Origin of the sequence: Cellulosimicrobium arenosum, assembly GCF_014837295.1 — a bacterium.
GTDB classification, from domain to species: domain Bacteria; phylum Actinomycetota; class Actinomycetes; order Actinomycetales; family Cellulomonadaceae; genus Cellulosimicrobium; species Cellulosimicrobium arenosum.
The window spans coordinates 23,415-35,301 of record NZ_JACYHB010000014.1 but is presented as its reverse complement, the minus strand read 5'-3'; the positions used below and the strand labels follow the sequence as shown (position 1 = coordinate 35,301).

The window sequence follows — 11,887 nt, the reverse complement described above, 5'->3', positions numbered from 1 at the left end:
AGCTCCTTCCGGGTCGGGCGTGGGTGCCCGGTTCCCCCGGGCAGGGATTCAGTGGGGTTCAGTCGGGGTCGGTGGGGGTCAGTCGTTGGCGAAGTGGCGGCGCACGCGCACCTTGCTCCCGGACTGCTCGAGCACGACGACCCGAGCCCCCTCCGGGATGGGTTCGTCCGACCACGCGAGGCGACGCTCGAGCTCGCGAGCCGCCTCGAGGGAGACCTCGCCGCGCGCCGGGTCGATGTCCGTCGTCGCGATGCCCTGGACTCCGACGAGCGACACCGCGACGCCGTCCTCGGAGGCACGCAGCTTCCTGACCAGGACCTGGACGAGCAGGACGACGGCGACCGCTGCCACCAGGGAGCCCGCGTAGGCGAGGACCGTCGGCAGTCCGTTGACCGTCACGATCGCGCCCAGGGCGCCGAAGACGACTCCGCCCACACCGAGGGACGTGCCCGACACGGCCCCGTCGCCGATGTCCACGATCTCGCCGACCAGCAGCGAGACGAGAAGCAGCGCGAGCCCCGCGATGCCGATGACGACGAAGACGAACATGCAGATTCCTCACTGCCCTCGCGGGCGCGCTCGAACGGCGTGTGGAGTTGTCGTGACGGTCACAACACCCTATCGTGACCCGACCTTTCTCCGGTAGGACGTGGGGACGACGGGCATGGGGACCAGTCCCCTGCGGGGCGGAGCCGCTCGGCGACAGCGCCGAGCGCGCACCGGATGGCGGCCCACCAGGACTCCTGCTTGAGTCTGACCATGTGGCTCACCATCGCCGGAGCGGTGCTCCTGGTCGTCGGCTTCGCGTCCGCCTGGGTGCTGGCCCACGAACGGCCGGGCGTGCCCGCCGAGGGGTGGTTCCCGGACCCGTCGACGACGGCGGCCCGGCGCCGGTTCTGGGACGCGCGGGCGTGGACGTCCCGGCTGGAGGACGGTGGTCCTGCGGCCGACCGCGGCCGGCGGTTCCGCGGCCGGTTCTGGCGGGCCTGGCTGTGGCTCGTCGTCGCCGCGGCGGTGGTCCTGGGAGTGATGGGGGCGGTCTACCTCGCGGGCGAGAACGAGCACGTGCTCGCGGCGGGGAGCTTCCTGGGGATGGCGCTCGTCTGCTGTGCGGCGTTCCTTTTCGTCGACCGTCAGCTCGCGCTCCGGGACACGGTCCGCCCGGTCCAGGTCGCCGCGGTCGCCGTCGCCACGGCGGGCGGCACGCTCGCGATCTCGGCGAACGTCACGGGCCTGATCATCGGCGAGGGTGGGATCAGCGCCGGGACCGCGGCCGTGGGCTTCGTCGAGGAGGGCACGAAGCTGCTGGTCCCGCTCCTGCTGCTCTGGCTCGTCGCCGGGTACCGCGACCCCCGCGCGGGCATCGCGATCGGCCTCGGCTCGGGGTTCGGGTTCGCGATCGCCGAGACGACCGTCTACGCGTACCAGTTCGTCGCCGACCAGACCCCGGTGTTCTGCGGGGCCCAGGGCCCGGAGCTGACCCCGATGGCGATCGTCCAGGCCCAGGTCGCCCGGGTGTTCACGGTCTCGCCCGTGCACTGGCTGCTGACCGGGATCGCGACCGCGGTCGCCTGGCGGCTCTGGCATCTCTACGGGCGGCGAGGGACGGGCGGCGCGGTCCTCGCGATCCTCGCGGTCATGGTCGTGCACTCGCTCAACGACTCGTCGGTCACGGCGTTCTGCGACCCCACGGAGGCATCCCTCGTGAGCCTCGCCCGCTACGCGTTGCTCGTCGTCATGTACGTCGCCTTCAAGGCGTGGTCGCGCAAGAGCACGCCGCCGCAGCTGATCGGCGTCGTCTCACGAGGCTGGGCGCCGAAGCACCTGCCGAAGGAGGCAGCCGAGTAGAGCACGTGCGACTCCGGGTACCCCGTTGGCGCGACGTCACGGGCGCGGCACGTTCCGCAGGTTGGCGCGCGCCATGGACACGACCTCGCCCATGCCGCCGCCGAGGATCTCCTTGCTCATCGCGGCGGCGAAGCCGCGGACCTGTCCCGCGGTGATGTTCGGCGGGATGGAGAGCGCGCGCGGGTCGGTGACGACGTCGACGAGCGCCGGGCCGGGCCGGGCGAACGCCTCGGTGAGGGCGCCCCGCAGGTCCTTCGGCTTCTCGACCCGCACGGCGTGGATGCCGATCGCCTGCGCGACGGCCGCGTAGTCGACCTTCGGCGACTCGGTGCCGAACATCGGCAGCCCGTCGACGAGCATCTCCAGGCGCACCATGCCGAGGCTCGCGTTGTCGAACAGGACGACCTTGACCGGCAGGTCGTAGTGCTTGAGCGTGACGAGCTCGCCCAGCAGCATCGACAGCCCGCCGTCCCCGGACATCGCGACCACCTGCCGGGAGGGGTCGGCGGAAGCCGCGCCGATCGCGTGCGGGAGCGCGTTCGCCATCGAGCCGTGCAGGAACGAGCCGATGACGCGCCGCGTGCCGTTGGGCGTGATGTACCGCGAGGCCCACACGTTGCACATGCCCGTGTCGACCGTGAACACGGCGTCGTCCGCGGCGACCTGGTCGAGGACGTCCGCGACGTACTCGGGGTGGATGGGCGTCGTGCGCTCGACCTTCTTGGTGTACGCGCCGACCACGCCGCTCATGGCCTTGGTGTGCTTGTCCACCATCTTCTTCAGGAAGGCGCGTGAGCGGGCTTTCCTCACCAGCGGGAGCAGTGCCCGCACGGTCTCACCCGCGTCGCCGACGACGGCGAGGTCGAGCCGCGTGCGGCGTCCGAGCCGGGCGGGCTCGACGTCGACCTGCGCGGTCCGCACGGACGACGGCAGGAATTGGTCGTACGGGAAGTCGGTGCCGAGCAGGATCAGGAGGTCCGCCTCGTGCATCGCGTCGAAGCACGCGCCGTACCCGAGCAGGCCGGACATGCCGACGTCGAACGGGTTGTCGTACTGGATCCACTCCTTGCCGCGCAGCGAGTGGCCCACGGGTGCGGCGATCTTGTCGGCGAGCGCGATGACGTCGTCGTGCGCGCCGCGCACCCCGACGCCCGCGAAGATCGTGACCTTCTTCGCCGCATCGATCGCGTCGGCGAGCTGCTGGACGGCCGCGGCGTCGGGCACGATGCGCGGCTTCGCGGGCCGGCACGCGACGTCCGGGACCGCGGCCGGTGCATCGAGGTCGGCGACGTCGCCGGGCAGCGTCAGCACGGCGACGCCCGGCCCCGCGAACGCGTGGTGGATCGCGGAGTTGATGACGCGTGGCGCCTGCGCAGCCGACGAGATCATCTCCGAGTAGACGGAGCACTCGACGAACAGCCGGTCCGGGTGCGTCTCCTGGAAGAACCCCGTGCCGATCTGCGGGCTCGGGATGTGGCTCGCGATGGCGAGCACCGGCACGCGTGAGCGGTTCGCGTCGTACAGGCCGTTGATGAGATGGAGGTTGCCGGGCCCGCACGAGCCCGCGCACACCGCGAGCTCGCCCGTGACCTCGGCCTCGGCGGCCGCCGCGAACGCCGCCGCCTCCTCGTGGCGCACGTGCACCCACTCGATGCCCTTGCCCGCGTTGTCGCCGGTGTTGGAGCGGTGCACGGCGTCGACGACGGGGTTCAGGCTGTCACCCACGATGCCGTAGATCCGGCGGACCCCCGCCTCGATCAGCTGGGCGACGAGCAGGTCCGCGACCGTGCGGTCGCGCTTGTCCTGCGGGGAGCGGCCGATTCCGAACGGCATGGGGTACCTCCACGGGTGGGGACGGGTCGTCCTCCATCCTGCGTCGCAATGCCCGGAGCCGCAGTGCGACGCCGCGGTGCGACGTGCGCGAGGCGGCCGCGCGGGGCACTGTCGGTACGTGGGGCTCAGTGCGCGGGTGCGAGGTCCTGCCGGTCCGCGCCGCGCCGGAGGGTGCGGACCGCCGCCAGGACCAGGACGACCGCGAGGAGCGCGGAGGCGACGACGACCTCGAAGCCCGCGTGCGCGCCCGCGGCGTCGATGCGCGCTCCGGCGACCGACGAACCGACCGACACCCCGATCCCCAGCGACGTCCCCACCCATGCGAGCCCCTCGGTGAGCTGGTGCGGCGGGACGAGGTTCTGCACCAGCGCGTTGCCGTTGATGAGCGTCGGCGCGATGGCGAACCCGGTCACGAACATGACCGCGGCGAGCGCGGGCAGGGTCGTCACGACGAGGAACAGCGTGGTGCCCAGGGCGAGCACCACGATCCCGACGACGAACCGGCGCCACAGCGCTGCCACCCAGCTGCGTGCCCCGTACAGCAGGCCCGCGACGAGCGATCCCGTCGCGAAGATCCCGAGCACCAGCCCGGCGGTTCCCTGCTGGCCGCGCTCCTCGGCGAACGCGATCGTCGCGACGTCGCTCGCGCCGAGCGCTGACCCCATCGCGACGAAGACGACCGCCAGCACCACCATGCCGGGGGACCGCAGCGCCGACCGCGTGCGGACGCCGGGCTCGGCCGGCCGCGCGGGTGGCTCGGTCGCCCGTTGCGAGAGGAACCACGCGCCGCCGACGAGCACCGCGACGAGCGGGACCAGCAGCCCTGCGGGCGGTGCGACCCCGGTCGCGAGCAGCGTCGCCAGCGCCGGCCCGACGACGAACACGAGCTCGTCGAACGCCGACTCGAGCGAGAACGCGGTGTGCAGGCGGCGCGGATCGGCGAGCACGTGGTTCCAGCGGGCGCGCGACATCGACCCGTACGAACCCTGCGTCGCCCCGGCCAGGGCCGCGAACGCGTACAGGGTCCACTCGGGAGCACGCAGCACCGCGCACAGCACGAGGCCGGAGAGCCCGAGGACGGTCGTCGCGAGCAGGGGCAGCATGACGCGGCGCTGACCCGTGCGGTCGACGAGCCGTGCGATCTGGGGCGAGCAGACCGCCTGCACCACGATCAGCACCGCCGCGACCCTGCCCGCGAGCGCGTACTCGCCGTAGATGCCCTGGAGCATCAGGATCGTGCCGATGCCCAGCATGGACATGGGCAGGCGGGCGACGAGCGCGGCCAGCGAGAACGTCAGTGCGCCCGGCACGGCCAGGATGGCGCGGTACGGGTTGCGGGAGGGGCGGGGGGACGGTCCGGCTCCGGACGCGTCGTCCGGTCGCGGTGGATGCTGCACCACCGTCCCATTCTCCCCTCTCACGACACGGTCGCGACGGCGGCGCGTCGTGCCGGTTGTCCGCGTCCCGGGCCCGGGCGAGGATGGTCGGATGAGCGAGAGAACGAGCAGCGACGGCGCGGACGGGGGCGGCGACCTCCGGTTCGTGGACGCGGGAGACCGGTTCGAGGTACGAGCGTCAGACGGTGTCGTGGCGGGTTTCGCCGCGTACCAGCGCTACGGGGAGGACCCCGGGACGCTGGTCTTCACGCACACCGAGGTCGACCCGGCGTACGAGGGCAAGGGCGTGGGGTCCGCACTCGTCTCGCAGGCGCTGGACCAGGCGCGCCAGGCCGGGGAGGGCGTCGTCGCCATGTGCCCGTTCGTCCAGGCGTACCTACGACGCCACCCCGAGTACGAGGACCTGGTCCACCGGGACTGACCAGGGGTCAGGAGATGGTGCCCGTGCCCTCGGCCTCCATGCGCTCGTCGTGCAGGAGCTCCCCCTCGGCGTCGACCGGGGTGATCGTGGCCTGGATCGTCAGGGGCGACCCGGACTGGTAGAGGAAGTTCTCCGCGGTCGCGTACGACTGGTCCGTCCCGAGGGTGTAGACCGACGGCTCGGCGTAGTGCGGGACGTCGTCGGCCAGGCCCAGCGACTCCATCTGCTCGGAGTCGGTGACCCCGTCCATGCCCTGCATGTACGGCCAGTCGTCGTAGCGCGTGTCGAAGCTCACGAGCGACGAGCCGAGGTCGACGGGGTCGCCCTCGTTCGTGACGACGTAGTTGACGTAGACGATCTCGTCGCCCACGTCGATGACGGGCTCGTTGGACTCGGGGTCGACGAAGAACCCTGTGTCCGTCGCCTCCTCGGTCCCGACCTGGTAGACGTCGACCCGCACGTCGCCGACGTCGAACGTCGAGATCTGCTCACCGGTCACCTCGTACGGGTCGGCCCACTCGGGCGTCTCGCCCGACGACGCGGCGTCACCCTCGGTGTCGTCCTCGGCCGGCTCGGTCTCCTCCTCGGCGGGCTCGGTCTCCTCCTCCGCAGGGTCGGCGGACACGGTGGCCGGCGGCTCCTCGGTGACGGTGTCCTCGGCGCCGGACGAGCAGGCGGCGAGCCCCAGCGTGAGGGCGGTCGCGGCGGCGGCGGTGAGGGTGCGGACGGGGCGCATGTGGTGCTCCGGGGTGGTCGAGGGTCGGTTGCCGTCAGCACGGTAACCCGGCGCCGGACGCCGGTGCGATGGGCAGCGCTGCCCATGAGACGGCACCTCGAGCGGCCACGGGAAGGTCCGCCTGTTGCGCCCGCTCGCTCGCGCGAGGACGCTACCGGCATGACGATCGATCGCACCGGCCACGCACCCGCAGTGCTGGTGGGCAGCCGATGAGCCCGCTCCGGGTCGAGCACGCGGACGTCGTGGTCGTCGGCGGGGGTGCGGCCGGGCTCAGCGCGGCTCTCGCGGTCGCGGAGGCCGCCGCGACGGCCCCCGCGGGACGCGCGCCCGTCGTCGCGCTCGTGTCCAAGGTGTACCCGATGCGCTCCCACACCGTCGCGGCCGAGGGCGGGGCCGCGGGGGTGGTGGGCGACGACGACTCGCTCGAGCAGCACGTCGCCGACACCGTCGCCGGGGGCGCGGGGCTGTGCGAGGTGGGCGCGGTCCGGTTCGTCGTCGAGCGGGCCGCGGGCGAGCTGTGGCGCCTCGAGCGCTGGGGCATGCCGTGGAGCCGCTTCGACGACGGGCAGGTCGCGGTGCGGCGGTTCGGGGGCATGACACGTCCCCGGACGTGGTTCGCCGCGGACAAGACCGGCTTCCACCTGCTGCACACGCTGTTCCAGACGTCGCTGCGGTACGCGGGCGACGACGGGCCGATCCGCCGGTACGACGAGCACCACGTCCTGGACCTCGTGCTGTCCGCGGACCCGGGCGACCCGGACGCGCAGGTCCGCGGCGTCGTCGTGCACGACCAGCACCGGGGTGAGCCGCTGCTGATCGCGGCGTCCGCCGTCGTCCTCGCGACCGGCGGCACGGCCCGCGCGTGGGGGACGAGCACGAACGCGGGGATCGTCACGGGCGACGGCACGGCGATGGCGATGCGCGCGGGCGTGGCGCTGCGGGACGCCGAGTTCCTGCAGTTCCACCCCACCGGGCTGCCGGGCAGCGGCATCCTGCTCACCGAGGCGGTGCGCGGCGAGGGCGGCGTGCTGCTCGACGCGAACGGCCTGCGCTACCTCGCCGACTACGGCCTGGGTCCCGAGACGCCCGTCGGCGAGCCCGTGCCGCGGCAGATGGAGCTCGGCCCGCGCGACAAGCTGTCACAGGCGTTCTGGCAGGCCGACCGGGACGGGCGCACGATCCCGACGGCCGACGGCGGTGTCGTCCACCTCGACCTGCGGCACCTCGGTCGCGAGCGCATCGCCGAGCGGCTGCCGCTCGTCGCGGGGCTCGCGAAGCGCTTCGCCGGCGTCGACCCGGCGCTCGAACCGGTCCCCGTCCGCCCGACCGCGCACTACACGATGGGCGGGATCCGGACCGACGCGCGCGGCGCGACCGCTCTGCCCGGGCTGTTCGCCGCGGGCGAGTGCGCGTCGACAGGGCTGCACGGGGCGAACCGGCTCGGGTCGAACTCGCTCGTCGAGACGTTGGTCGTCGGCCGGGCGGCGGGGGAGTCGGCGCTCGCACGGGCGCGCGAGGCCGGCCCGCTCGGGCTCGGGCGTGGCGGGAGCGGCGGCCACGGCGGGGCCGCGGGCGCCGGGGCCGGCGTCGGGCCGGCGAGCGTCGACGCGGACCTGGTAGACCGGGCCGCCGAGGTGGCAGGCGGCTATCTCGCGATGCGCGGCCGCGGGAGCGAGCCGCCCGCGGAGATCCGGGCGGAGCTGGGGAGGGTGCTCGACGCGGACGCCGGGATCTACCGCGACGCCGACGGCCTCGCGCGGGCGCTCGCAGCGGTCGAGGGGCTGCGCGAGCGCTACGCGGACGTGCGCGTGACGGACACGGGCGCGGTGCTCAACACGGACTGGGCGACGACGGTCGAGCTCGGTGCGACCCTCGTGGTCGCGCACGCGGCGGTCGCGGCGGCGCTCGCCCGCACCGAGTCCCGCGGGGCGCACCAGCGCCTGGACCACCCGGGCACGGACACGATCCCTGTCCACTCGCTGGCGACCCTCGCCTCGTCCGGATCGCTCCACATCACCCACGAACCCGTGGGTTCGCCGTCTCGGCAGGAGGAGGACGCATGAGCGGGCAGACGGTGCGGCTCGAGGTCGCGCGGCAGGGCGCGGGCACTGCGGAGGGCGGCGCTCGGGACGTGTTCGACGTGCCGTACGACGAGCGCACGTCCGTCCTCGACGCGCTGCAGTGGGTCAAGGACCACGCCGACCCGACGCTGACGTTCCGGTGGTCCTGCAAGATGGCCGTCTGCGGCTCGTGCGGCGTCATGGTCAACGGTCGCCCCGTGCTCGGGTGCGAGACGTTCGTGCGCGGCTACCGCACGACGGGCCTCGTCGTGGAGCCGCTCGCGCACGCCGCGGTGCTGCGTGACCTCGTCGTCGACACCGACACGTTCGTCGGCAAGCTCGCCGCGGTGAAGCCGTGGCAGCTCCCGGTCCCGACGATGCCCGACGGCGCGGTCCAGCTCCCGCTCGTGAGCGCGGAACCGGCGCCGCGGGGCGGGCAGGACGCGTCCCACCCCGACCCCGCCCCGGGGCCCGGGGAGGACGGACTGCGGGCGGTGGGGCCCGCGTCGGGCAGCGTGCAGTCACCCGGCGAGCTGGCCGCGTTCAAGGGCTTCGCCGAGTGCATCGACTGCATGCTCTGCTACGCGGCGTGCCCGCAGCTCGAGGTGGCGCCAGACTTCCTGGGCCCGGCGGTCGTCGCGACGGCGCGCCGCTGGGACGAGGACTCCCGCGACGACGGCGAGCTCGACCGCGCGGACCTGCTCGACACCGAGTTCGGCGTGTGGCCGTGCATCCAGGTCGGGGCGTGCACGCAGGTGTGCCCCAAGGGCGTCGACCCGGCCCGCGCGCTGCGCGACGCGCAGCGCGTCGCGACGGAGACCTGGGAGTCTCGCCAGACCCGGACCGACACCCCGAGATAGAACCGGCGGTTCTACCTCGGCGACGGTCAGCTGCCGAGGGCGGCCGAGACGACGTCCTTCGCCTCCGCCTGGACCTGGGCCAGGTGGTCGGCGGAGACGAACGACTCGGCGTAGATCTTGTAGACGTTCTCCGTGCCCGACGGGCGGGCGGCGAACCAGGCGTTCTCGGTCGTGACCTTGAGGCCGCCGATCGCGGCGTCGTTGCCCGGTGCGCTCGTGAGCCTCGCGGTGATCTCCTCGCCCGCGAGCTCGGTCGCGGTGACCTGCTCCGGCGAGAGCTTGCCGAGCGTCGCCTTCTCCTCGAGCGTCGCCGCGGCGTCGACGCGGGCGTACCAGGACTCGCCGTACTGGTCGACGAGCGCGCGGTGGTGCTCGGACGGCGACTTCCCGGTGGTCGCGATGATCTCGGACGCGAGCAGCGCGAGCAGCAGCCCGTCCTTGTCCGTGGACCACACGCGCCCGTCGGTGCGCAGGAACGACGCTCCCGCCGACTCCTCGCCCCCGAACCCGACCGACCCGTCGAGCAGTCCGGGGACGAACCACTTGAACCCGACCGGGACCTCGATCAGGCGCCGCCCGAGCCCGCCGGCCACCCGGTCGATGAGCGCCGACGACACGAGGGTCTTGCCGATCGCGGCGCCGTCGTCCCAGCCCGGCCGCGCACCCCCGTACAGGTACTGGATCGCCACCGCGAGGTAGTGGTTGGGGTTCATGAGCCCGGCGTCCGGCGTGACGATGCCGTGCCGGTCGGAGTCGGCGTCGTTCCCCGTCGCGACGTCGAACGGCGCGCTGTCCACACCCTCGCCCGTCATCCGGGACACGAGCGATGCCATCGCCGACGGCGACGAACAGTCCATGCGGATCTTGCCGTCCCAGTCGAGCGTCATGAACGACCAGCGCGGGTCGACCTGCGGGTTCACGACCGTGAGGTCGAGCCCGTGCCGCTCGGCGATCTCGCCCCAGTACTCGACGGACGCCCCGCCGAGCGGGTCCGCGCCGATGCGCACCCCGGAGTCGCGGATCGCGTCGAGGTCGAGCACGTTCGCGAGGTCGTCGACGTAGGTGGTGAGGAAGTCGTGCTTGAAGACCCGCTCCGACTCGAGCGCCTGGGCGAGCGCGGTGCGCCGCACGGACCCGACGCCCGAGCGCAGGAGCTCGTTCGCGCGGTCGGCGATCCAGCCGGTCGCCTCGGACCCGGCGGGTCCACCGTGCGGCGGGTTGTACTTGAACCCGCCGTCGCGCGGGGGGTTGTGCGAGGGGGTCACGACGATCCCGTCCGCGACCCCCGGGCCGGTGGTGCGCACGCCCTCGGACGTCGCGGCGCCGTTGTGCAGCAGGATCGACTGCGAGACGGCCGGCGTCGGGGTGTACGAGTCGCGCGCGTCGACGAACACGTCGACGCCGGCTGCGACGAGCACCTCGAGCGCGGTCTGCCACGCGGGCAGCGACAGCGCGTGCGTGTCGCGGCCGATGAACAGCGGTCCGTCGGTGCCCTGCGAGCGCCGGTACTCGACGATCGCGGCGGTGATCGCGACGATGTGCGCCTCGTTGAACGCGTGGTCGAGGCTGGACCCGCGGTGCCCGGACGTGCCGAACACGACCTTCTGCGCGGGGTCGTCGACGTCGGGGGACAGATCGTAGTAGGCGCTGACGACGGCGTCGACGTCGATGAGGTCGCTGGGCTGGGCAGGCGTGCCGGCGCGGGGGTCCATGGGTCGATCCTGCCAGGGGTCGGGCCTGCGCGTCAGCCGTTCGCGCGATCGATCGCGGCCTCGACGGCGTCGAGCAGCCGTTCGAGGCTCGCGTCGAGCGGACCCTGGGGGGTGTCGAAGCCGCCCGCCACGTAGACGCGCGTCATGACCGGGTAGCGCTCGACGTCGAACCAGTCCTCCCAGAAGCTGCTCAGGGTGGTCCAGTACTCGTCGGCACCCATCCCGGTGGTCGCCTGCTCGGCGGACTCCGCGATCGTCGCGCGCGCGAGGCCCTGCACGTAGTTGTCGACGAGCCCGAGCGTCTCGACGACCTGGACCTCGGTGAGGCCGGTGTCCACGACGGTCCGCAGCCCGGCCTCCTGGGCGTCGAGCACGTGCGGCGCGAGCGGGGTGCGCCACATGTTGGTCTGCAGGATCCAGGGGCGGCGCTGGTAGAGGTCCCAGATCTGGTGCGCGTACTGCGCGAGCGCAGGACGCCACGGCGCGCCCGCGACGGGCAGGTCGAGCTCGGCGTAGGCGCGGTCGATCATGAGGTCGACGAGCTCGGTCCGGCCCGGGACGTACGTGTAGAGGGACATGGCGCCGACTCCGAGCCGGGCCGCGACGCGGCGCATCGACAGCGCGTCGAGCCCACCCTCCTGCGCGACGGCGATCCCGGCCTCGACGACCTCGTCGAGCGTGAGGCGGGCCTTGCGCCCGCGGGTCGCGGGGGCGGGCGGGTCCCACAGGAGGGCGAGGCGGCGGGTGGTCTCGGGTGTACGGACGACCTCCACCTCGGACACGCGCGCGTGCTCGGCGGCCCGGATCGCACCGGGATGGCCCGCCTCGGCCGCCGCGATCATCCCGCGGGGTCGTGCGTCGGCGGTCTCGGGTCCCGGAGCGCCGGCTGGTGCGGTGGGGTCGTCGTGCGTCACGCCGTCATCCTCCCCGATCTGCCGAGCCGCGGGTTGTCAGACCCTCGCGGCACCTTTCCCGTACAGCGTATGCTTGCGTCGTCGTGCCGTTACCGTACGGCGTACG

Annotated in this window: 10 protein-coding genes; 4 read left to right on the top strand and 6 right to left on the bottom strand. The window is 73.3% G+C overall.

Annotation, left to right across the window (positions count from 1 at the left end; translation table 11 throughout):
• Positions 1-78 precede the first annotated feature (78 nt).
• Positions 79-549 carry an NfeD family protein gene (locus IF651_RS14735; RefSeq protein WP_191829895.1) on the bottom strand — a complete coding sequence of 157 codons (471 nt, stop codon included), beginning with the start codon at positions 547-549 and terminating at the stop codon, positions 79-81.
• Positions 550-759: 210 nt separating this feature from the next.
• On the opposite strand from IF651_RS14735, the gene IF651_RS14730 reads away from it, so the two are divergent.
• The gene (locus IF651_RS14730) at positions 760-1,848 is read left to right on the top strand and encodes a PrsW family glutamic-type intramembrane protease (RefSeq protein ID WP_191829960.1); all 1,089 of its coding nucleotides are present in this window, start codon (positions 760-762) and stop codon (positions 1,846-1,848) included.
• A 36-nt stretch (positions 1,849-1,884) separates the two neighbouring features.
• Here IF651_RS14730 and IF651_RS14725 read toward each other — a convergent pair whose 3' ends face one another.
• Positions 1,885-3,681 (bottom strand): pyruvate dehydrogenase, encoded by a 1,797-nt coding sequence (locus IF651_RS14725; RefSeq protein WP_191829894.1) that lies wholly within the window; start codon positions 3,679-3,681, stop codon positions 1,885-1,887.
• Positions 3,682-3,806: 125 nt separating this feature from the next.
• On the bottom strand, positions 3,807-5,081 hold the full coding sequence (locus IF651_RS14720) for an MFS transporter (RefSeq protein WP_338403990.1): 1,275 nt from the start codon (positions 5,079-5,081) through the stop codon (positions 3,807-3,809).
• An 88-nt stretch (positions 5,082-5,169) separates the two neighbouring features.
• On the opposite strand from IF651_RS14720, the gene IF651_RS14715 reads away from it, so the two are divergent.
• Positions 5,170-5,499, top strand: coding sequence for a GNAT family N-acetyltransferase (locus IF651_RS14715; RefSeq protein ID WP_191829893.1), 330 nt, complete (start codon positions 5,170-5,172; stop codon positions 5,497-5,499).
• Positions 5,500-5,506: 7 nt separating this feature from the next.
• On the opposite strand, the gene IF651_RS14710 is transcribed toward IF651_RS14715, so the two are convergent.
• On the bottom strand, positions 5,507-6,235 hold the full coding sequence (locus IF651_RS14710; RefSeq protein ID WP_191829892.1) for a hypothetical protein: 729 nt from the start codon (positions 6,233-6,235) through the stop codon (positions 5,507-5,509).
• Positions 6,236-6,444: 209 nt separating this feature from the next.
• Here IF651_RS14710 and IF651_RS14705 point away from each other — a divergent pair, with 209 nt between their 5' ends.
• Together IF651_RS14705 and IF651_RS14700 are read left to right on the top strand one after the other, a co-directional pair.
• Positions 6,445-8,298 (top strand): FAD-binding protein, encoded by a 1,854-nt coding sequence (locus IF651_RS14705; protein WP_191829891.1) that lies wholly within the window; start codon positions 6,445-6,447, stop codon positions 8,296-8,298.
• Positions 8,295-9,155 carry a succinate dehydrogenase/fumarate reductase iron-sulfur subunit gene (locus IF651_RS14700; RefSeq protein ID WP_191829890.1) on the top strand — a complete coding sequence of 287 codons (861 nt, stop codon included), beginning with the start codon at positions 8,295-8,297 and terminating at the stop codon, positions 9,153-9,155. The genes IF651_RS14705 and IF651_RS14700 overlap by 4 nt, the downstream gene beginning before the upstream one ends.
• Positions 9,156-9,181: 26 nt before the next feature.
• Here the strand turns inward: IF651_RS14700 and pgm are convergent, their stop codons facing one another.
• Positions 9,182-10,867, bottom strand: coding sequence for a phosphoglucomutase (alpha-D-glucose-1,6-bisphosphate-dependent) (pgm, locus tag IF651_RS14695; protein ID WP_191829889.1), 1,686 nt, complete (start codon positions 10,865-10,867; stop codon positions 9,182-9,184).
• Positions 10,868-10,899: 32 nt separating this feature from the next.
• Positions 10,900-11,781, bottom strand: a complete 882-nt coding sequence (locus IF651_RS14690) for a TetR/AcrR family transcriptional regulator C-terminal domain-containing protein (RefSeq protein ID WP_191829888.1) — start codon at positions 11,779-11,781, stop codon at positions 10,900-10,902.
• Positions 11,782-11,887 lie beyond the last annotated feature (106 nt).